Here is a 20,073-nt window from a genome sequence, read left to right as displayed (position 1 = left end):
CGATGAGGGCGGAGCCGCGGCCCTCGCTGGGAGCAACCACGGCTCCGCGTCTCCGGTCAAGGCCTCTACCAGGCGTACGCCTCGGGAGCCGGGCCGCCGGGGCCGGGGAAGATCTCGTCCAAGCGGGCGAGCGCCTTGTCGTCGAGCTCGATCTCCAGCGCGCGGAGGCTGCCTTCGAGCTGCTCGACGGTGCGGGGGCCGATGATCGGGCCGGTCACGGCCTGCTGCTCCAGGAGCCAGGCCAGCGCGACGTTGGCGGGGTCCTCGCCCAGCTCGTCGCAGAACGCCTCGTACTGCTCGATCTGCTCCCTGTGCTTCTCCAGCTCGGAGAGCATGTGCTCCGAGGCGGAACGCCCCTTGTCGATCTTGCGGAGCACGCCGCCGAGCAGGCCGCCCGCGAGCGGGCTCCACGGGATCACTCCGAGCCCGTAGTCGTCGCAGGCCGGCAGGACTTCCAGCTCCACGGTGCGGGTGAGCAGGTTGTAGTGCGACTGCTCGGAGACCAGGCCCAGGAAGTGGCGCCGCTTGGCCTCCTCCTGCGCCTTGGCGATGTGCCACGCCGCGAAGTTGGACGACCCGACGTAGATGATCTTGCCCTGCTGGCGGAGGACCTCCATCGCCTCCCAGATCTCGTCGACCGGGGTGTTCCTGTCGACGTGGTGCATCTGGTACAGGTCGATGTAGTCGGTCTGCAGCCGCTTGAGCGAGGCGTCACAGGCCCGGCGGATGTTCAGGGCGGAGAGGTGCTTCTCGTTCGGCCAGTCGCCCATGGCGCCGTTGAGCTTCGTGGCGATGACCGTCTTCTCCCGGCGCCCGCCGCCCTTGGCGAACCACCGCCCGACGATCTTCTCGGTTACTCCCTCGCCCTTCTTCCAGCCGTAGACGTTCGCCGTGTCGAAGAAGTTGATCCCCAGCTCGTGGGCCCGGTCCATGATGGCGTGCGAGTCCTCTTCCGAGGTCGAGGGGCCGAAGTTCATGGTGCCCAGGCAGAGGCGGCTCACGGAGAGACCGGCGCGTCCAAGGTATGCGTATTCCATGTCTTCACCCTAAGCACCTGGAGTGCACTCCAGCCCAGCCAGGGTTGGGCGGAAGGCCCGTTCCGGCCACGACGCCCCGTCCAGAGGAGCCCCAAGTCCAGCCCAGGCCCGGTGCGGCTCCGGCGCGGTGCCTTCGAGAGCGGGGCATGATGAGCGGATGGGGAGCAGACGGGTGGTCGCGGCGGCAGGGGTCCTTACGGCGGTCGGGCTGGTGATGGCCGGTCCCGTGCCGGCGTCCGCCGGCGGGGGTGCGGCGCACGGCCAGGTCCGGCCGCACGGCGAGGGCAAGGAGCCGGGCAAGGGCGACGAGCGGCTGCTGTTCCGCTTCAAGGACCCGCGGATCTCGGAGTCCAGCGGCCTCGCCGTCTCGCCCACGCACAAGGGCGTGATCTACACCCACAACGACAGCGGCGCCGGCCCGCAGTTCTACGCGGTCGGGCCGGACGGCCGCACCCTGGCGATGTTCACGCTGGCCGGGGCCGCCGCGAGGGACTGGGAGGCGATGGCCGCCTCCGTCGACCCGGCGACCGGCGAGAGCTTCCTGTGGTTCGCCGACATCGGGGACAACCTCAACGGCGCCTGGCCCGACTACTCCATCTACAAGGTGACCGAGCCGAAGACCATGCGCGACCAGACGCTCCAGGCGACCCGCTACCGCTTCCGGTACAAGGACGGCGGGCGCAACGCCGAGGGCATCATGGTGCACCCGGTCACCGGGCGGCTCTACGTCGTGAGCAAGGAGTTCGCCGGGTCGATCTACGCGGCCCCGGCCAAGCTGCGCACCGACAAGGTCAACATCCTGCGCCGGGTCGGCCCCGCGCCCATCATGGCGACGGACGCCGCCTACGCCCCTGACGGGTCGAGCTTCGTGATCCGCACGTACTTCTCCGCGTCGCTCTACCGGGCCCCGGGCGAGCTGATCAGCCGGGTCTCCATGCCGCCACTCCAGCAGGCCGAGTCGATCACCTACACCCGCGACGGCAAGGCACTGCTGACCGGGTCCGAGGGCGTCAACAGCCCGGTGTACCTGGTGCCGCTCCCGGCCGCCGCCGCGGCGAGGACGGCGACCGGCACCCCGACACGTACGGGCACCGCGCCGTCCAGGGTCGCCGGGGTGCCCGACGCGTCGGCCTCGAACGCCGCCGCGGGCGACGGCGACTCAGGGGTGCCGGCCGGGGTCATCGCCCTGTGGCTCGGCGTCGCCCTCGGTGCCACCGGCATCATCGCCGCCATCGCCCGCCGCGTCGGCTGAGCCCGGTCAGCCGGGCCCGTCGGCTTGGCCGGCTGAGCGCCGTCAGCGCGTCATCGTCTCCGCCGGAGGGAGGACGATCGGCTCCGCCCCGGCGCCGGGCGGCGTGGTACCGCCGGGCGGTGCCGGCGGCGCGACGGGAAGGGGCGCCAGCGGGAGCCCCAGCGAGTCGCACGACCGGCGGGTGAACTTCACCTTCGGGCAGGCGCCGGTGCAGCCGATCTCCACGGAGTCCAGGAGGTTGCCGGAGGTCGGCGACCCCGAGGCGGCGGAGACCGACTCGATGGAGATACGGGTCACCTTCTGCCGCTTGGGGACGCGGTAGATGCCCATGTAGTGGCCCCAGGCCATGCCGCCGTCGGCGATGGCGCCCGTGGTCTGGCCCAGCGGCACCTGGACCGCGGTGGCGCCCGGCGCGCCGATCTTGACGCGGATGACGTCCTTCTGCTCGGGGCTCGCGCTCCGCGCGCGGTGGGCCAGCCGCCACACCAGCAGGGTCTTGGGCCTGGTCGTGAGGTCCTGGTGCAAGGTGGAGGCCTGCGTCCCGTTCAGCTCGGCGAACTGGATGCCCGAGTCCGCGGGGATCTCGACGCCGGTCGCGCTCGCGTTGCCCCGTCCCCAGATCTTGATGAGGCCGTCGGCCGAGTTGGTGTGCCAGCTCGGCACGTCCTTCTTCAGCGTGCCCGCGCCGTCGACGCCGGGGGGCTCCTCGAAGCCCCCGTTGCCCGGCAGGCAGGCGATGGGAGGCGAGGTGTGCGGGCCCTTGGGAGACGGGTGCGCCGAGGCAGGGGAGGCCCGGAGACCGGCGGCGGGGACGGTGAGGAGTGAGGCGGTGACGCCCAGGAGGAGGACACGCCGTGGCAGGGATGCCAGAGCATGGGGTTGATTCATGGACTTCCCCTCGATCGGATGACCGCCCCGGGAGGCCGGGGCGAGGAGAGCGCGCCCTGAACACCAGTGCGGATCATGCGACGCGCCTGTCGAGGTATGCCCTGGTGAAACGCGAAACCGCGGGAGGCCGGAGACTCTTGGACCCTCCCGCCCCATGCTTTTACCTGGGCGGTCTTCTTTGCCCCGAGGTGTCCATGCGGGCGACGAAGGGCTCGCCGCGCAGGGCCTGCTCGACCAGTTCGACCGAGGCGGCCAGTCGCACCAGCCGTGGGCCCTCACGGCGGTAGGCCTCAAGGACGGCCTCGATGGCGTGGGGCGGCAGGTGCCCCTTGAGGTCGACCGCCGCGCCCCGGTAGCCGGTGCGCGCGGCCTCGACCATGGCGTTCACGTGGTGGCGGGCCATGCGCGCCAGCGCGAGCGGATGGCGCCGGAGCACTCCGTACGCGCGGTAGTCGGGGGGCACGGCGTCGAGCAGCCAGGCCACCGCCGAGGACTCCCAGTCGGGGCTCCCCGGCGGGAGGACCTCCGATGGCCACCCGGGCGGAACGTACACGCCAGGCAGTGTATCGAATGTCTGTTCGATGGCTATGTGGGGTGTTATAGCCTCTTTCCAGGCAGTCTGCCAAGCGCTAGCTTGCGTTCATGCGCATTGTGGTCACCGGGGCCTCCGGATACGTCGGCTGCCACGCGGTAGCCGCGTTACGGGCCGCCGGACACGAACCCGTCCTGCTCGTTCGCAACCCCAAAAGGGCGGTGAAAGTCCTTTCAACTCTTGGCATCACCGACCCGATTGAGACCTACGAGGCCGACATCCGGAACGCCCGGGCCGTACGGGAGGGGCTCGCGCACGCGGAGGCCGTGCTGCACACCGCCGCCGAGGTCGGGGTGACGGGGCACGGCGGAGACCTGGCGGGCACCAACGTCACGGGCCTCAGGAACGTCCTCGGCCAGGCCGTCGAGCTGGGCCTCGACCCGGTGGTCCACGTCTCCACGACCGCGGTCTTCGTACCGCCGCGCGACCCCGTCATCACGCTCGACAGCCCCCTGGCGTCCCCCAGGACGGCCTACGGCAGGACGAAGGTCGAGGGGGAACGGTACGCGAGGGCGCTCCAGGACGAGGGGCACCCGGTCACGATCGTCTACCCGTCGGCGGTCATCGGCCCGCACCAGCCGACCCTGGACTCGATGGTCGAGGGCCTGCGCGGCGGTCTCACCCAGGGATGGCCGATCACCTCGGGCGGCGTCGCCCTGATCGACGTGCGCGACCTCGCCACCGTGCTCACCCGCTGCGCCGAGCCGGGCAGGGGGCCGAGGCGGTTCCTGCTCGGCGGCCACTTCCTGCGCTGGGCGGAGCTCGCCGACGTGTGCGACGAGGTCACCGGCGGCCGGTGCCGCCGCTTCCCCGCTCCCGCGCCGCTGCTCAGGGCCGCGGGGAGCATGCTGGACGGCCTCAAGAAGATCAGGCGCATCGACTACCCCCTGACCCGGGACGCCGCCGACATCATCGTGTCGATGGTCCCCGTCGACGACACCGCGACGCTGGAAGCCCTGGACGTGCGCCTCCGGCCCGTACAGGAGAGCGTGGCAGACACACTGCGCTGGCTCGCCGAGGCGGGGCACCTGGCCCCCCGCCGCGTCGGCCGTCTGGCGCGGCCGGCGCAAAGCGAGGAAGATATCGCCCTGTGAGCGAGCGAATCGGGGTCGTCGGTGCGGGCATCCTGGGGCTGGCGGTGGCCAGGGAGCTGGCGTCGCGCGGCGCCACGGTGACCGTTCTCGACAAGGAGGACCGCGTCGCCGCCCACCAGACCGGCCACAACAGCGGGGTCGTCCACGCCGGCATCTACTACACCCCCGGCTCGCTCAAGGCCAGGCTCTGCCGGGACGGCGTCGCGCTGCTGCGGGAGTACTGCGCGGAGCACCACATCCCGTACGAAGAGGTCGGCAAGCTGGTCATCGCCTCGACCTCGGCCGAGCGCGCCGGGCTCAAGCGCATCGCCGGCCGGGCCAGGGAGAACGGCGTGCCCGGCATCGCCGAGCTGGACGCCCTCGGGCTCCGCGAGATCGAGCCGCACGCGGTCGGGGTGGGCGCCGTCCACTCCCCGCACACGGCGATCGTCGACTTCCCCGCCGTCGCCCGCCGCCTCGCCCTCGACGTCGCCGACCTGGGCGGGTCCGTACGGCTCGGGCATCCCGTACGCGCGCTGCGCGAGACCGCGAGCGGCGTGGAGGTGCTGGCGGGGACCACGCGGTTCGCCTTCGACCGGCTGGTCTCCTGCGCCGGGCTGCGGTCAGACGCCGTCGCCGCGATGAGCGGGCACGCGGGCGACGTGCGCATCGTCCCCTTCCGCGGTGAGTACTACAAGCTCGCCGGTTCCGCCAAGGACCTCGTCCGCGGGCTCGTCTACCCGGTGCCCGACCCGCGCTATCCCTTCCTCGGGGTGCACCTGACCCGGCGCATCGACGGCGAGGTGCTGGTCGGGCCCAACGCCGTGCTGGCGCTGTCCCGCGAGGGCTACTCCTGGGGCCAGGTGTCGCCGCGCGACCTGCGCGAGATCGCGGCCTGGCCCGGCACCCGCCGGATGGCCGCTGCGCACTGGAGGACCGGCATCGCCGAGGTCTACGGCTCGCTCGCGAAGAAGTCGTTCCTCAGGGCCGCCCGCCGCTACGTGCCCACCCTCACCGCGCAGGACCTCGTGCGCACCCCCGGTGGGGTGCGGGCCCAGGCCGTCGCCCGGGACGGGAGCCTGGTCGACGACTTCGTGGTGGACGTGCACGGCCGGGTGATCCTGGTGCGCAACGCCCCCTCACCTGCCGCCACATCAAGCCTCGCGATCGCCCGCCACATCCTTTCTTTCATCCCAGCTTAAGGAAATCAGGCCACTATAGGGGCGTGACCGATTCGCCTGAAGCCCGACTGCTGGTCGTCGAGGACGACCCGAACATCCTCGAACTGCTGGCGGCCAGCCTGCGGTTCGCCGGGTTCGAGGTGACCCCCGCCGGAAGCGGGGCCCAAGCGGTCGAGGCCGCCCAGCGCCGCCGCCCGGACCTGATCGTCCTGGACGTCATGCTGCCCGACATGGATGGCTTCGATGTCGTACGGCGCCTGCGCGGCGGCGGCACGCACACTCCTGTGGTCTTCCTCACGGCGAGAGACGCCACCGAGGACAAGATCAGGGGTCTCACGCTCGGCGGCGACGACTACGTGACCAAGCCGTTCAGCCTCGAAGAGGTGATCGCGCGCATCCGCGCCGTCCTCCGCCGTACGGCCGGCGACCCCATGGCCCCGCCGCCCCGCATGACCTTCGCCGACATCGAGCTGGACGAGGAGAGCCACGAGGTGTGGCGGCGCGGCGCGGTCATCCCGCTGTCGCCCACCGAGTTCAAGCTGCTCCGCTACTTCATGGCGAACGCCGGGAGGGTGCTGTCCAAGGCGCAGATCCTCGACCACGTGTGGGACTACGACTTCCGGGGCGACGCGGGCATCGTCGAGTCGTACGTGTCCGTCCTGCGCAGGAAGATCGACAATTCGAGCCCCCGGCTGATCCACACCCTGCGGGGCGTCGGCTACGTGCTGCGCACCCCTCCCACGTGAACGGTGCCGCGCCCGTGAACACCACCCCGCGATCGGCCCTGTCGTCCGTCTTCGCGCGGACGCCGCTGCGCATCAAGCTGATCGCCACGATGCTGGCGCTGGTCGCGATCGCGCTGGCGGGCATCGGCGTGAGCAGTGTGTCCGTGCTCCGCGGCTACCTCGTCGACCGCATGGACCAGCAGCTGGCGACCTTCGCCCAGGACGTCGCCCGGCGCCTGCAACGCGGTCCTGGCCTCGGCAACCGGGTGCCCCCTGACGGGCTCATACAGCTCCGCGACCGTGACGGGAAGGTCGTCGCCACGCTGGCCGGGCTGGAGACCGAGAACCGGCCCGGGCCCGTGCTGCCGGACCTGAGCGAGGTGTCGGCCTGGGAGCCCGAGACGGTGCCCGCGGCCTCGGGCGGGGGCGAGTGGCGCGTCCGTGTGGTCTCCGTGGTGGGGGTGGGAAGCGTCGTCATAGCGATCGACCTGTCGTCGGTCGACCAGATCACCGCGCGCCTCGCCCTGACCGAGCTGCTCGGAGGCGGGGTCGTCATGGTCGTCCTCGCCCTGTTCGGCGTGGTGATCGTGCGCAGGAGCCTCCGGCCGCTGGTGGAGATGGAGCACACCGCGGCGGCGATCGCCGCGGGCGACCTCGGCAGGCGGGTGCCCGACCGCGACCCGCGCACCGAGGTGGGCAGCCTCGCGGCCTCGCTGAACGGCATGCTCGCCCAGATCGAGACCGCCTTCCGCGCCCGCGAGATCTCCGAGGCGGCGGCCCGTACGTCCGAGGAGCGCATGCGGCGGTTCGTCGCCGATGCCTCGCACGAGTTGCGCACCCCGCTGACCTCGATCCGGGGCTTCGCCGAGTTCTACCGGCAGAACCCCGCGGGCGACCCGGCGAGGCTCATGCGGCGCGTGGAGGACGCCGCGGCCCGCATGGGCGTCCTGGTCGAGGACCTGCTGCTGCTCGCCCGCCTCGACCAGCAACGGCCGCTCACGGTGGGGCCCGTCGACCTGCTCGCCCTGGCCGCCGACGCCGTCCAGGACGCGCGCATCCTCGCGGGCGACCGTGACATCGCCCTGGAGGTCGCGGGCGAGGTGGCCCCGATCGTCTCCGGCGACGAGGTACGGCTGCGCCAGATCGTCGGCAACCTGATGAGCAACGCGCTCACGCACACCCCACCCGGCACCCCGATCAGGGTCCGAGCGGGAACCGGCGGCGCCACGGCGTTCCTTGAGGTGATCGACAAGGGGCCCGGTCTCGATCCCGACCAGGTGGAGCGGGTCTTCGAGCGCTTCTACCGCGCCGACCCCTCACGATCCCGCGCACCGTCCACGGGCGAGCCGACCGGTGCGGGTGACGAGAACGTTCCGGCGCAGCAGGTGTCCTCCGGGGGCAGCGGGCTCGGGCTCGCGATCGTGGCGGGGCTGGTCGCCGCGCACGGCGGAGCCGTCACCGTGGAGACCGCTCCCGGCGCGGGAGCGACGTTCCGGGTCGTCCTGCCACTCGCCCCCGATGTGCTCCCGTCGCCGTCCGGCATCCCGTGATCCCGGCGCACCGGAGGTCACGGTGAGGTCCAGCGCGGCGAGGGGCGCTTTCCCGGCCTATACCCCCGCGGCAAGATCGATTAGCGGCCGCGGGGAAGCCGGACGGTGACGGCCAGGCCGCCGCCGTCGCGGGGGACGGCCTCGGCGGTGCCCCCGTGCGCGCGGGCGACGGCGCGTACGATCGACAGGCCCAGCCCGGCGCCGGACGCCGATGCGGTGCGGTCGCCGTCGAGACGGCGGAACGGCTCGAACAGGCGGGATACCATGCCGGAGGCGATCGTCGGGCCGGTGTTCTCCACCGCGACGAACGCCCCGTCCAGGTCCGATCCGGTGCGTACGGAAACGGTGCCGCGTTCGTCGTTGTACTTGACCGCGTTGTCGGCGAGGTTGGCGATCACCCGTTCCAGCAGGACGGCGTCGCCCATGGCAGGAGCGGGGCGGAGGTCGGCCTCGATTTCCTGGTACCGGGCGAGGGTGGTGCGGGCGAGATCGGACAGGTCGACCGGTTCACGATCGGTCAGCTCCCTCTCGGTGTGGGCGAGCGTGAGCAGCCCTTCGATGAGGCGTTCCTGGCGGACGTTCGAGGCGAGCAGCTCGTCGCGTACCGGCCGCAGTCCCGCCGGGAGCGCCGGATCGGAGAACGACACCTGCAAGAGCGCCCGGTCGATCGCGAGCGGCGTCTTGAGCTCGTGCGACGCGTTGGCGACGAACCGGCGCTGCCCGTCGAAGGCGCGGTCGAGCCGTTCGAGCATGGAGTCGAAGGTGTCGGCCAGCTCCCTGATCTCGTCACGCGGCCCGTCCATGGAGATCCGGCGGTGCAGGGTGCTATCGGACAGGCGCCGGGCCGTCTCGGTGACCTTCTGGAGGGGCGCCAGCACGCGCCGGGCGATGGCCCAGCCGACGGCGAGCCCGGCCAGCCCGACGAGCAGCGTGGCCAGGATCGACCACACCACGGTCGAGGTAATGACCTGATTCTTGTAGGCGTTCACCTCGACCGCGACTTGCCGGAAGAGGATCTGGTCCGCGGGCTCGGGCGGCAGGGCCGGCCCGACAGGCCGGCCCCCGACCGAGATCGGCCGGCTGACGATCCGCGTGACGACGAAGTAGTTGACGATCACCAGGATGCCTGCGGCCAGGAAGAACAGGCTCCCGTACACAAGAGTCAGCCGCCATCTGACCGGCAGGCGCCGCCCGCTCACAGGCGGTATCCCGCGCCGGTCACCGTCTCGATCACCGGCGGCGGGCCCAGCTTCTTGCGCAGCGTCCCGACGGTCACCCGCACCGAGTTAGTGAAGTAGCTGATGTTCTCGTCCCACGCCTTCTCCAGCAGGTCCTCGGCACTCACCACGGCTCCCTCCGCGCGCAGGAGGACCTCCAGCACGGCGAACTCCTTCGGGCTGAGCGCGACGTAGTGGCCGTCCCGGAACACCTCGTGCCGCGCCGGATCCAGGGTGATGCCGGCCCGCTCCAGGATGGGCGGGACCCGTGCCGGCGCCCGGCGGGCCAGCGCCCGCAGCCGGGCCACCAACTCGGGGAAGTCGAACGGCTTGGCCAGGTAGTCGTCCGCGCCGAGCGACAGCCCTTCCACCTTCGAGCGCAGGTCGCCCGCCGCGGTGAGCATGATGATCCGGGCCGTGACCCGCTCGGCGGCGAGCCTGCGGCACACCTCGTCGCCATGGACCAACGGCAGGTCCCGGTCGAGCACGATCACGTCGTAGTCATTGGTCATCGCACGCTCCAGAGCCGCGTCGCCGTCGTACACGACGTCCACCGCCATCCTCTCCTTGCGCAATCCGGTCGCCACGACGTCGGCGAGAACGTGCTCGTCCTCCACGATCAGTACCCGCATGTCCCGATGATCCCAGGTGGTGCACACCATGACCCAAAGCTCCGCTCGGCCGTCAACGGGATGTCACGCCGTGGAAAGGGCCAGCGTGGGCGACATCCGGGCGGCACGCATCGCCGGGTAGATCCCGGCGATGGTGCCCACCAGCAGCGTCGCCGCCAGCCCGCCGCCCAGAGCCCATGCAGGCAGCACCATGGGCAGGTCCCGCCACGTCGCGTAGCCGTAGGTGACGATGGTGCCGAGGAGCGCACCGCTAGCCCCGCCGAGCCCGGCCAGCAGCAGCGATTCCGCCAGGAACTGGACCCGCACCTGCCCGCGGGTCGCGCCGAGCGAGCGGCGCAGGCCGATCTCACGCCGCCGCTCCAGCACCGAGATGACCATGGTGTTGGCCACGCCGACGCCGCCCACGAGCAGCGCGACCCCGCCGATGCCGAGCAGCAGGTTGGTGAACGCCCCGGCGGCCGCCGTCCGCGCGGCCAGCACGTCCGACGGGCGGGCGACGGCGACCTCCTCTGGATGCTCGGGGTTGGCCGTACGAGCCAGCACCGCCCATACGTCCGAGATGTACTCGTCGGCGACCCTGGTATAGACCGTGGTGGGATGCCCGTCGAAGTGGAGGACCGACTCGGCGGCAGGGAAGCCGACCAGCGCCGAGACGTCGATCTCCTCGGCGAGTGGCGAGGCTTCCAGCACGCCGATCACCGTCCACCACTGGCCGTCGATCCACACCGGGTCCCCGGCCGTCACGCCCAGCCGCTCGGCCGCCGTCACTCCGAGCACCACCGCTCGCCGCGCTGCGGTGGCCTGGTCCAGCCATATGCCGGCCCGCACCTGGATCCGCAGGGTCAGCGGCAGGTCCAGGGATGTGGCGCGAACCTGCAGCCCGCCGGTGCGGGTGTTCGGGATGCGGTCGCTGCGGTAGATCGGCACCTCGGTGTCGCCTGTCTCGCTCGCCATCCGGACCGAGGCGATCGCCCGGATCATCGCGGGCGCCCGCTTCGGCAGCTCCGCCTGCCCGCCGCCGAAGAGCCGCCCGCCGGGACCGACCGTCAGCAGGTTCGTGCCCAGCTTGTCGAGCTCCTGCAGCAGCCGCGCCTGGCTGGAGAACGAGATGCCGAGCACCGCCACCATGGTGGCGATGCCGATCGCGATCCCCAGCGCCGACAGGATCACCCGCGTGGGCCGGGCGCGCAGCCCCGCGGCGCCCACCCGGGCCACATCCGCCGCGCTCAGCCGCGCCGGGGCCGGCCGGTCCCCCCGGTACGGCGCCACCTGGTCACTCATGCCCGCTCCTCCTTCCCCTGCCCGTACGCAAATGGACCGGCGACGCGTCCAGGCCGGAGGCCTCGTCAGCGACGATCTGGCCGTCACACAGCCGGATCCGGCGGGGCGCGGCGCCCGCGACGTCGTCGTCATGGGTGATGATCGCCACGGTGGTACCTGCCGCGTTGAGCTCTCGCAGGATCGAGACGATCGCGGTCCCCGATGCGCTGTCGAGGTTCCCGGTCGGCTCGTCGGCCAGGAGCAGCGATGGCCGGCCGACCACCGCGCGGGCCACCGCGACCCGCTGGCGCTCCCCGCCGGACAGCTGGTCCGGCCGGTGCTCCAGCCGATGCCCGAGGCCGACCCCCGTGAGCGCCTCGGCGGCCTTGGCACGGCGCTCGCGCCGCGGCACCCCGGCGTACAGCAGTCCGTCCGCGACGTTGTCCAGCGCGGACACCCCTTCAGCCAGGTGGAACCGCTGGAACACGAACCCGATCCGCCGTGCTCGCAGCGCCGACAGTTGCCGGTCGCTGAGCCCGGCCACGTCGTGGCCCGCGATCCGCACCGTCCCGGCCGACGGCCGGTCCAGGGTGCCGATCAGGTGCAGCAGGGTCGACTTGCCCGACCCGGACGGGCCGACGATCGCGACCAGTTCTCCGGCCGCCACCCGCAGATCCACTCCCTGAAGCGCGTACACGTCGCCCGGGTACTCCTTGGCCACGCCGACCAGCTCGATCACCAGGTTCTCGGTCATAAGGCGGGAACCTCGACCTTCATGCCGGCGGCGAGGCCGGCGCCGGAGATCTCGACGCGGCTCACGGCGTACAGGCCGGTCCTGACCGGCACCACACGGGGGGTGGAGCCGGTCACGACCCGCACGCCGTAGCCGCCCTCGCGCAAAGCGAGCAGCGCCTCGACCGGCACCGACAGGACGTCCGCATGCCGCTCGGTCCGCAGGTCGACCGTCACCGGCGCCTGGTCCAGACGGCCCGGCTTCCCGGTCACGGTGGCCTCGACGGCGATCGTCGCCTGGCCGTCCCGGTCGGAGGCGGCCGTAGCGGTGGCTCCCACCGAGGAGATCCGGCCCTTGACCGTGCGGCCGTCCGGCAGGTCCACCGTGACCTTCGCACCCACCCGGGCGAACTGCTGGTAGGACGCCTGCAGGTCGATGTGCACGGCTCGCCGGGTACTGGTGGTCGTGACGACCGACGCCCCGGCGGGATCGCCCTTGAACGCGGTGTCACCAGCGACGCGCAGCGGTCCTGGGGCCACGATCACCTTGGCGGAGTCGACCGAACCCGTCTCGGCCAGGCCGTTGTCGTCCTGCCATTCCCGCACCGCCTTCGCGGTTCGCCAGGTGAAGTCGTCGTCGACCGTGCCCGGGCGGTAGCCGAGCGCCGTGAGGTTGCGCTCCAGTTGCCGGACATCGGCGCCGCCCGAGCCGAGGCCGAGGCGCCGGTACATGGGGATCGATCCGTACATGAGGACGACGGGACGCCGATTTACCTCGTACAGCCACCCTCCACGGCGCACGACCGTCCCCTCGGCGCGCGTCCTGGTCACCGTGCCGCGCGCGTGGTTCGGCTGCGCCCGGCGGCCCCGGTAGCCGAGCGTGCCCCCGACCCGCTTGGTATCCACCAGGTCCGAGCGGGTGATCTCCGCGGTGGCCGCCACGGTCGTGGCGCGCGCCTCACCCGAGCCTTCGGCCAAGGCGCCGGCCGATCCCCCGGTGAGCGCGGTCACCGCCGTCACAGCGCCGGCCGCGACCGCCACGGTCACCACGGCCACCACCGCCACCGCCCTGCGGCTCACTGCGGACCCTGGAGCATGAAGGCCCGGCACGCATTCCGCGCCGCCTGTATCGCCGGCGTGTTCTCGTCCATTCCCGGCGGTAATTCCTGATTGATTCCGCCCTTCGCGTCCTGCTGCGGGTCCGGCATGTTCACGCCGTGCTCGCGCATGCAGGCGGTCAACTTGAGGGCCCGGTCCATGAGCTTTTTCTTCTCTTCCGCCGACATGCCGGACAGGACGGGCGCGTATTGTTTGCAGGCATTCTCGGCCGCCTGTCCCGTCTGCGGATCGGGCCCGTTGACCTTCAACGAGTCCTCCTTCTGGACTACGGTGAGGCCGTGCTCGCGTAGGCACGCCGCGTACTTCGCCAGGTCGGCGGGTGAGACCCGCGAGCCGGTGTCCTGTCCTCCGGAGGCCGTTCCGGAACCGGGCCCGTTACCGCCGCACGCGCCGAGGAGGAGTGGGATCGCGATCAGAGCGGCGATCCGGATTCTCGTATCTGTCATGCCAAATTAGTAACGAGAACCCGTTAAACATGCGTTAAGCGAATTCGCTTATGCGATTTTTAACTCTGTGGCGGAAGAGTGGCCGGGGCGGCCGGGAGGCCGGGGAAGGTTCCGTCGGGGAAACCGCCTGAGGTGGCGCTGGTGGGGATCTGGATCTGGTCGCCGTCAGAGAGGCCGGAGCGGATCTCGACGTACTGGTCGCCGCGCACGCCGAGCTCGACCGTCCGCTCCACGCTCTGCCCGCCGCTCCGGACGAGCACCGTCGCGACTCCGTCGGCCCGGGTCCGTACGGCTTGCGCCGGTACGTAGACGGCGTCCTCGGCCTCGTCGAGCGTGACCTGGACGGTCGCCGATTGTCCCAGCATGAGGCCGGCGGGCTGGCGGTCGAAGGCGATCATGACTCCGTACTGCACGAGCTGGTTGCTGCTGGTCGCCATCACATCGATGTGGGTGACCTCGCCGTCGTACGTCTTGCCGGCGCGGGTCGCCAGTGACACTGCGGCGGTCTGGCGGATCTTCAGGCGTCCGACGTCGGTCTGCGAGAACATCGCCTTGACCTGCAGTTCGTCCAGGTTGCCGAGGGTCACGAACGCCGAGCCGGCGCTCGCCTCCGTGCCGACCGTGCCGGCGATGGTGAGGATCGTGCCCTTGGCGGGTGCCTTGATCTTCACCCCGGCCAGCGCGTCCTCGGCGTTCCGCAGCGTGGTCTTGGCCCTGGCGATGTTCGCCTCGGCCTGCGCCACAGTGGTGATCGCCTGGCCGCCTTGACCTCGGCCCGAGCCCTGGCCCTGGCCTTGTCCGCTCCGGCCCCCCTGTCCGCCCTGACCACCCCGGCCTGACCTGCCCTGGGGCTGTCGCTGGGTGGGCTTGCCGCTCGGGTTCACGTTGTCGTGCCCGTCGGGGGTTCCGCAGGTCGGGGACGGCCCGGCGGTGGGCGTCCGGGTGGGTTTCGGTGAGCCGCCGGGGTCCGGGACGTCACTCGGCCCGCCCGGCGGCGGCACGACGACGACCGGAGTCCGGGACGGCCGCGCCGTGGGCCGGCTCGGGTGCGTAGGCGTCGGCGAGGCGCTGGGGGTGGCCGACGGCGAGGGGCTGGGCGTACGGGAGGCGGTGGGGGTGTGGGTGGGCTTCGGGTTCGGTGTGCGGGGGGTGGTGGGGGTGGGTTTGGGGGTTGGTGTGCGGGGGGTGGTGGGGGTGGGTTTGGGGGTTGATGTGTGCCGGGAGGTGGGGGTCTGGGAGGGCTTGTGGGTGGTGCTGTGCCCGGTGACGGGGGCGCGTGTGGGTCTCTTGACCGGCGTCTTCGACTCGGTGGGGGCCTGAGACGGCGTCGGGGTTGGGGTGGGGCTCGGAGTCGGGGTGGGGGTCGGTGTCTCCGGCGCTGCCGGAGAGGGGGTGTCGGCGGCCGGGGAGCGGTCACCGGTGATGGAGACCTCCGCCGCAGCCAGCACGGCCGCGTGCGGCGTGATCGTGAAGCCGACCGTGGGCTCGGGCATGGGGGACGCGTCCGGCCTTCCCGAGGCCGAGGCCGACGGACGGGGGCTACCGGACGTCCCGGGCGGGCACGACGGCGAACCGGACGGGCCGCTCGACGGTTGTCCGGAGGGCCGGGTGGAGGGGCCGTTCGACGGTTGTCCGGACGGCCGGGTGGACGGGCCGCTCGACGGTTGTCCGGACGGGCCTGTGGAGGGTTGGGCCGGGGGGCGGCCGATCGGGGCGGTTCCGCCGGATCCGCCCGACGTGCCGGAGCCGGTGCTCTGGGCCTCTTCGAGCTTGTCGAGCGTCTCCTCGGCGGCGGCCAGCGACGCCTTCGCGGCCGTGTAGTCCTCGCGCGCGATCGTGTCGTCGACGCGCGCCAGGACCTGGCCCTTCTTCACCTTCTGCCCCACGGTCACGTACACCTTCTCGACCGTGCCGGACGCGCCGAAGGCCAGGTCGCGGAGGTTGGCGTCCACGGTGTTCCCCGCGGCGGAGACGCCGCTCACGACCGTGCCCCGCCTGGCCGACGCGAGCTCGATCCGCGTTCCCGTGGAGGCGTCTCCACCGCCGAGGTAGATCATTCCGGCGCTCACCAGGACGATCCCCGCGAGCGCGAGTCCTCCAACTCGTACGGCGGCCGGCGGAGTGCTCGATCTCATGCGGGCCATCCTGGTCAGCCGACGTCACTCCCAGCTCAGCCGGGCCTGAGAGTTTCCTGTGGATCGGCGGCAGGAAAGCCCCGGTCGAGCCGTGATTCCGGAGACTCGCACCCATCGGCTGAGTCCAAGCGGCTCCGCGTTGTCAGGAAACCTTCAGGGACGACGGAGGTTCACCCAAGCGGGGTGGGCCAGGCTCAGGGGTCGTGAAGCTGTCGACGAAGCGCAGAGCGCTGATCGTGAACGGTGCCCTCGGGGTGCTGTTGCTGGGCGGCGCGGGCATCGCCTACGCATCCCTGAACGGGGGTTCCTCCGGAGGGGCGGCGCCGCTGACCACGCGTGTCACCCGAGGCACCGTCCTCGCCTCGGTGTCGGCCTCGGGCTCGGTGGAGAGCGGCAGGACCAGGTCGCTGGGCTTCAGCACCAGTGGCACGGTCGAGAAGATCTACGTCAAGGCCGGTGACAAGGTGTCCAAGGGCCAGATCCTGGCCAGGATCGACGACACGGCCGCGCAGGAGAGCCTGGACGCCGCGGCGGCGAGCCTCGACGCGGCGGACGACGCCGACACGACCACGGCTTCCGGTTACTCGCAGTACGTCCAGGCCAGGAACGCCTACCGGGACGCCAAGCGGACGGTCGACGGGACGGTGATCAAGGCTCCGTTCGCCGGCACGGTGACCGCCGTGAACGGGACGGTCGGCGGCTCCTCGTCCGGTTCTGGGTCGTCGGGTTCCGGCGCCTCCAGCGGCTCAGGGGCCTCCGGCGCCGGTAGCGGGGCCGGGGCCTCCGGCGCCTCGTCCGGCTCCGGTTCGTCCGGCGGCTTCGTCGACATCGCCGACACCAAGCGCCTCCAGGTCGTGGGCGACTTCACCGAGTCCGACGTGACCAAGTTGAAGGTCGGCCAGCCCGCGACCGTCACCTTCGACGCGCTGCCCGGCGTCACGGCGTCCGGCAAGGTGACGCTGATCGATCCGGTGGCCCAGACCAGCAACAACGTCGTGCAGTACTCCGCGACGATCTCGCTGAGCGACGTGCCGAAGACGGTGAGGCTGGGCCAGACGACCAGTGTGCAGGTCATCGTGGCCAAGGCCGACGACGTGCTGACGGTGGCCAGCTCGGCGATCACGACCGCCGGTGGCCAGAATACGGTCACCGTCCTGGAGGGCCAGAAGCAGGTCACCAGGCGGGTCGAGATCGGCGTCAAGGGCGACTCGACCACCGAGATCAAGTCGGGGCTCAACGAGGGCGACCAGGTGGTGCGCGCCACGGCGGGCACGGGCGGCAACCTGCAGGGAGGCTTCCCCGGCGGTGGATTCCCCGGCGGTGGCGGCGGCATCCGCCTCGGCGGCGGCGGTGGCGGTGGCGGGGGCGGACGGTGACCCCCTGGGACCGCGGAGACCGCACGGAAGGCGGCGCACGGCTCGCGGCGAGTCGTACGGCCCCCGTCCTCGACGTGCGCGAGGTCAGCAAGATCTACGGCACCGGTGACGCCACCGTGCACGCGTTGCGCGGGGTGTCGCTGGAGGTAGACAGGGGCGACTACCTGGCGATCATGGGCGCCTCCGGCTCCGGCAAGTCGACGCTGATGAACATCCTCGGATGCCTGGACGTGCCGAGCACCGGTCGCTACCTGGTGGACGGCACCGACGTGGGGGCGCTCGACGACCGGCAACTGGCCATCCTGCGCAACAGGAAGATCGGCTTCGTGTTCCAGTCGTTCAACCTGATCCCGCGCATGAGCGCGCTGGCCAACGTGGAGCTTCCCCTGGCGTACGGGGGTGTCGGCGCGGGAACGCGCCGCCGGCGGGCGCTCGCGGCGCTGGACCAGGTGGGGCTCTCCGACCGCACCCACCACGATCCGAACGAGCTCTCGGGTGGCCAGCAGCAGCGTGTCGCCGTCGCCCGCGCGCTGGTCACCGCGCCGTCGCTGCTTCTGGCCGACGAGCCGACGGGAAATCTCGACACCAGGTCCACCGCCGACGTGCTGCGGATCCTCGACAGGCTCAACGCGGCCGGGCGGACGATCGTCCTGATCACGCACGAGGACGACGTCGCGAGCCACGCGAAGCGGATCCTCCGCCTGGTCGACGGCCTGATCGTCGAGGACCGCCGCCAGGCTCCCGTGGACGGCCCCCCGCCGAGGCTGCCGAGCGTGACCCCATGAACTGCTGGCCCCATCAACAGCCGGGCACGGAGCGGCTCCGGCTCCGGCGAGGAGCGGTGAGCGATCGATGAACGCCCTGGAGGTCCTGCGCTTCGCCGTACGTGGCCTGACGGCCAACAAGATGCGCAGCGCCCTCACCACGCTGGGCATCCTGATCGGCGTGGCGGCGGTGATCCTGCTGGTCGCGGTGGGTGAGGGCACGTCACAGTCGATCCAGCACAACATCCAGCGCCTCGGGTCCAACACGCTGACCGTGATGCAGTCCTTCACGGGCGGCGGCGGTGGCGGGCGCGGTGGCGGAGGCGGAGGGTTCGGCGGCGGTGGCGGAGCCCAGCAGCAGGGCGGCACCGGCCCGCGCACCCAGGCCAGGCAGCTGACCCTCGACGACGCCAGGGCCATGGCCGACCCGACCGGCGCGCCCTCGGTGAAGAGCGTGTCCCCGGTGGTCACCGCCTCCGCGCAGACGGCGACGTACGAGGGGGCGAGCCACGCCATCTCGCAGCTCGTGGGCACCTACCCGAGCTACTTCGAGGCGTCGAACAAGCCGGTGGCCAAGGGCTCGTACTTCGTCAACGACGACGTGCTGGCCGCCAGGAAGATCATCGTGATCGGCCAGACCGTGGCGGAGGACCTGTTCGGGACCGTCGACCCGCTCGGCAAGCAGATCAACATCACGGGCGTGCCGTTCACCGTGGTGGGCGTGCTGAAGGAGGCGGGCTCGTCCGGCTTCCAGGACGCCGACGACGTCGCGATCGCGCCGCTGCCCGCCGTACAGCAGAGCCTGACCGGGTTCGGGTCGCTCGGGCAGATCGTGGTGCAGGCCAAGAGCGCGACGGCGGTGGACGCGGCCCAGACGGAGATCACCGAGATCCTCAACCAGCGCCACGGCATCACCGGCACCGCCACGGCGGACTACCGGATACTCAACCAGGCCGCCCTCCAGGAGACGGTCAGCGCGGCGACCGGCACCTTCACGGTGCTGCTCGGCGCCGTCGCCGCGATCAGCCTGCTCGTCGGCGGCATCGGCATCACCAACATCATGCTCGTGACCGTCACCGAGCGGACGCGGGAGATCGGCATCCGCAAGGCCATCGGAGCGCCCCGGGGCGCCATCCTCGGCCAGTTCCTCGCGGAGGCCACGATGCTCAGCCTGGTCGGCGGCCTGCTGGGCGTGGCCATCGGAGTGGCGGGCAGCAGGTTCACGATCGCCGGTGTCCAGCCGGTCATCGTGCCCACCTCGATCGTGCTCGCCCTCGGCGTCTCGGTCGCGATCGGGCTGTTCTTCGGCAGCTATCCGGCGAACCGGGCCGCGAAGCTGCGCCCCATCGAGGCACTGCGGCACGAGTGACGTACGGCTACCGCACCAAGGAGAGATCATGAGTACGAGCAGGCGCAAGTCGTACCCGGCGGACGAACCGGTGACGGCGGGGGAGCTGCTGGAGGCCTCGCCGTTCGAGGGCGACCTCGACGCCGAGCTCGCCGTGCGGCCGGAAGGGCGCCGGATGTCCACCCTCACCCTGGTTCTCGGCGCGGGGGTGCTGCTCGTGGCGGGCATGCTCGCGGGCATCCAGGCGCAGAAGGCGTGGGGGTCTTCCGCCACGGGCAACCGGCAGGCGGCCGTGCAGGCGCTCCTCGGCGGCAACGGCGGGCAGCAGCGGGCCGGCGGCGCGGGCAGGGCCGGTGGCTACCTCGGCGGCGGCCAGGGCCCCGGGCAGGCGGGCCAGGGCGGTCAGGGCCAAGGGCAGGGCCAGGGCCAGGGCGCGTTCGGCAATGTGACGGTCGGCACGGTCAAGCTCGTGGACGGCGACAAGATCTACCTGGAGACGACGGGCGGCGGGGTCGTCATCGTCAGGACCTCGGGCGACACCAAGATCCAGGTCAGCAAGGAGGGCAAGGTCAAGGACCTCAAGCCCGGCGGCATGGCGATCGTCCAGGGTGAGCGGGGCAGCGACGGCAGCGTCAGCGCCACCTCGGTGAGCCAGGGCGGTGCCACAGGCGGCTTCGGCGGCAACCGAGGCGGTGGCTGATGTCGGGGAGACGACCGGTGCCGGGGGAAGCGAAGGCGGTACGGCG

The 20,073-nt window shown here is 71.7% G+C and carries 19 protein-coding genes; 9 read left to right on the top strand and 10 right to left on the bottom strand.

Going from position 1 to position 20,073, the window contains the following annotated elements; all coding sequences use genetic code 11:
* Nucleotides 1-65 precede the first annotated feature (65 nt).
* On the bottom strand, nt 66-1,037 hold the full coding sequence (locus OG589_RS33825) for an aldo/keto reductase (RefSeq protein WP_405142203.1): 972 nt from the start codon (nt 1,035-1,037) through the stop codon (nt 66-68).
* 157 nt (nt 1,038-1,194) lie between these two features.
* On the opposite strand from OG589_RS33825, the gene OG589_RS33820 reads away from it, so the two are divergent.
* Nucleotides 1,195-2,289: a hypothetical protein gene (locus OG589_RS33820; protein WP_405142200.1), complete on the top strand. Its 1,095-nt coding sequence runs from the start codon at nt 1,195-1,197 to the stop codon at nt 2,287-2,289.
* A 42-nt stretch (nt 2,290-2,331) separates the two neighbouring features.
* Here OG589_RS33820 and OG589_RS33815 read toward each other — a convergent pair whose 3' ends face one another.
* Together OG589_RS33815 and OG589_RS33810 are read right to left on the bottom strand one after the other, a co-directional pair.
* Nucleotides 2,332-3,177, bottom strand: coding sequence for a hypothetical protein (locus OG589_RS33815; RefSeq protein WP_405142199.1), 846 nt, complete (start codon nt 3,175-3,177; stop codon nt 2,332-2,334).
* A 160-nt stretch (nt 3,178-3,337) separates the two neighbouring features.
* Nucleotides 3,338-3,730 carry a hypothetical protein gene (locus tag OG589_RS33810; protein WP_405142198.1) on the bottom strand — a complete coding sequence of 131 codons (393 nt, stop codon included), beginning with the start codon at nt 3,728-3,730 and terminating at the stop codon, nt 3,338-3,340.
* An 89-nt stretch (nt 3,731-3,819) separates the two neighbouring features.
* On the opposite strand from OG589_RS33810, the gene OG589_RS33805 reads away from it, so the two are divergent.
* The 4 genes from OG589_RS33805 to OG589_RS33790 are packed head-to-tail and all read left to right on the top strand — an operon-like array spanning nt 3,820 to nt 8,298.
* Nucleotides 3,820-4,863: an NAD-dependent epimerase/dehydratase family protein gene (locus OG589_RS33805; protein WP_405142197.1), complete on the top strand. Its 1,044-nt coding sequence runs from the start codon at nt 3,820-3,822 to the stop codon at nt 4,861-4,863.
* Nucleotides 4,860-6,044, top strand: a complete 1,185-nt coding sequence (gene lhgO, locus OG589_RS33800) for an L-2-hydroxyglutarate oxidase (RefSeq protein WP_405142196.1) — start codon at nt 4,860-4,862, stop codon at nt 6,042-6,044. The genes OG589_RS33805 and lhgO overlap by 4 nt, the downstream gene beginning before the upstream one ends.
* Nucleotides 6,045-6,067: 23 nt before the next feature.
* The gene (locus OG589_RS33795; protein ID WP_405142195.1) at nt 6,068-6,769 is read left to right on the top strand and encodes a response regulator transcription factor; all 702 of its coding nucleotides are present in this window, start codon (nt 6,068-6,070) and stop codon (nt 6,767-6,769) included.
* 14 nt (nt 6,770-6,783) lie between these two features.
* The gene (locus OG589_RS33790) at nt 6,784-8,298 is read left to right on the top strand and encodes an ATP-binding protein (protein ID WP_405142194.1); all 1,515 of its coding nucleotides are present in this window, start codon (nt 6,784-6,786) and stop codon (nt 8,296-8,298) included.
* An 80-nt stretch (nt 8,299-8,378) separates the two neighbouring features.
* Here the strand turns inward: OG589_RS33790 and OG589_RS33785 are convergent, their stop codons facing one another.
* From OG589_RS33785 to OG589_RS33755, 7 genes are all read right to left on the bottom strand, one after another.
* The gene (locus OG589_RS33785) at nt 8,379-9,497 is read right to left on the bottom strand and encodes a sensor histidine kinase (protein WP_405142193.1); all 1,119 of its coding nucleotides are present in this window, start codon (nt 9,495-9,497) and stop codon (nt 8,379-8,381) included.
* Nucleotides 9,494-10,147, bottom strand: coding sequence for a response regulator transcription factor (locus OG589_RS33780; protein WP_405142191.1), 654 nt, complete (start codon nt 10,145-10,147; stop codon nt 9,494-9,496). Before OG589_RS33780 ends, OG589_RS33785 begins: the two co-directional genes overlap by 4 nt.
* A gap of 63 nt (nt 10,148-10,210) precedes the next feature.
* Complete coding sequence (locus tag OG589_RS33775; protein ID WP_405142190.1) at nt 10,211-11,428, bottom strand: ABC transporter permease; 1,218 nt, start codon at nt 11,426-11,428, stop codon at nt 10,211-10,213.
* The gene (locus OG589_RS33770) at nt 11,421-12,161 is read right to left on the bottom strand and encodes an ABC transporter ATP-binding protein (RefSeq protein WP_405142189.1); all 741 of its coding nucleotides are present in this window, start codon (nt 12,159-12,161) and stop codon (nt 11,421-11,423) included. The genes OG589_RS33775 and OG589_RS33770 overlap by 8 nt, the downstream gene beginning before the upstream one ends.
* On the bottom strand, nt 12,158-13,219 hold the full coding sequence (locus OG589_RS33765) for a peptidoglycan-binding protein (protein ID WP_405142188.1): 1,062 nt from the start codon (nt 13,217-13,219) through the stop codon (nt 12,158-12,160). Before OG589_RS33765 ends, OG589_RS33770 begins: the two co-directional genes overlap by 4 nt.
* Entirely contained in the window at nt 13,216-13,704 is a 489-nt protein-coding gene (locus OG589_RS33760) for a hypothetical protein (RefSeq protein WP_405142187.1), read from the bottom strand. Before OG589_RS33760 ends, OG589_RS33765 begins: the two co-directional genes overlap by 4 nt.
* A 59-nt stretch (nt 13,705-13,763) precedes the next feature.
* Entirely contained in the window at nt 13,764-15,839 is a 2,076-nt protein-coding gene (locus OG589_RS33755) for an efflux RND transporter periplasmic adaptor subunit (protein WP_405142186.1), read from the bottom strand.
* Nucleotides 15,840-16,042: 203 nt separating this feature from the next.
* Between OG589_RS33755 and OG589_RS33750 the strand changes: the two genes are divergently transcribed.
* From OG589_RS33750 to OG589_RS33735, 4 genes are all read left to right on the top strand, one after another.
* Nucleotides 16,043-17,215 (top strand): efflux RND transporter periplasmic adaptor subunit, encoded by a 1,173-nt coding sequence (locus OG589_RS33750; protein WP_405142184.1) that lies wholly within the window; start codon nt 16,043-16,045, stop codon nt 17,213-17,215.
* A 74-nt stretch (nt 17,216-17,289) separates the two neighbouring features.
* Nucleotides 17,290-18,000, top strand: coding sequence for an ABC transporter ATP-binding protein (locus OG589_RS33745; protein ID WP_405152186.1), 711 nt, complete (start codon nt 17,290-17,292; stop codon nt 17,998-18,000).
* Between the two features lie 67 nt (nt 18,001-18,067).
* Entirely contained in the window at nt 18,068-19,348 is a 1,281-nt protein-coding gene (locus OG589_RS33740; RefSeq protein WP_405142183.1) for an ABC transporter permease, read from the top strand.
* Between the two features lie 28 nt (nt 19,349-19,376).
* Nucleotides 19,377-20,027, top strand: a complete 651-nt coding sequence (locus OG589_RS33735; protein WP_405142182.1) for a hypothetical protein — start codon at nt 19,377-19,379, stop codon at nt 20,025-20,027.
* Nucleotides 20,028-20,073: the final 46 nt, after the last annotated feature.

It is taken from the genome of Sphaerisporangium sp. NBC_01403 (genome assembly GCF_045040145.1).
Lineage (GTDB): Bacteria > Actinomycetota > Actinomycetes > Streptosporangiales > Streptosporangiaceae > Sphaerisporangium > Sphaerisporangium viridialbum.
This window is presented reverse-complemented; position numbering and strand designations above follow the sequence as displayed.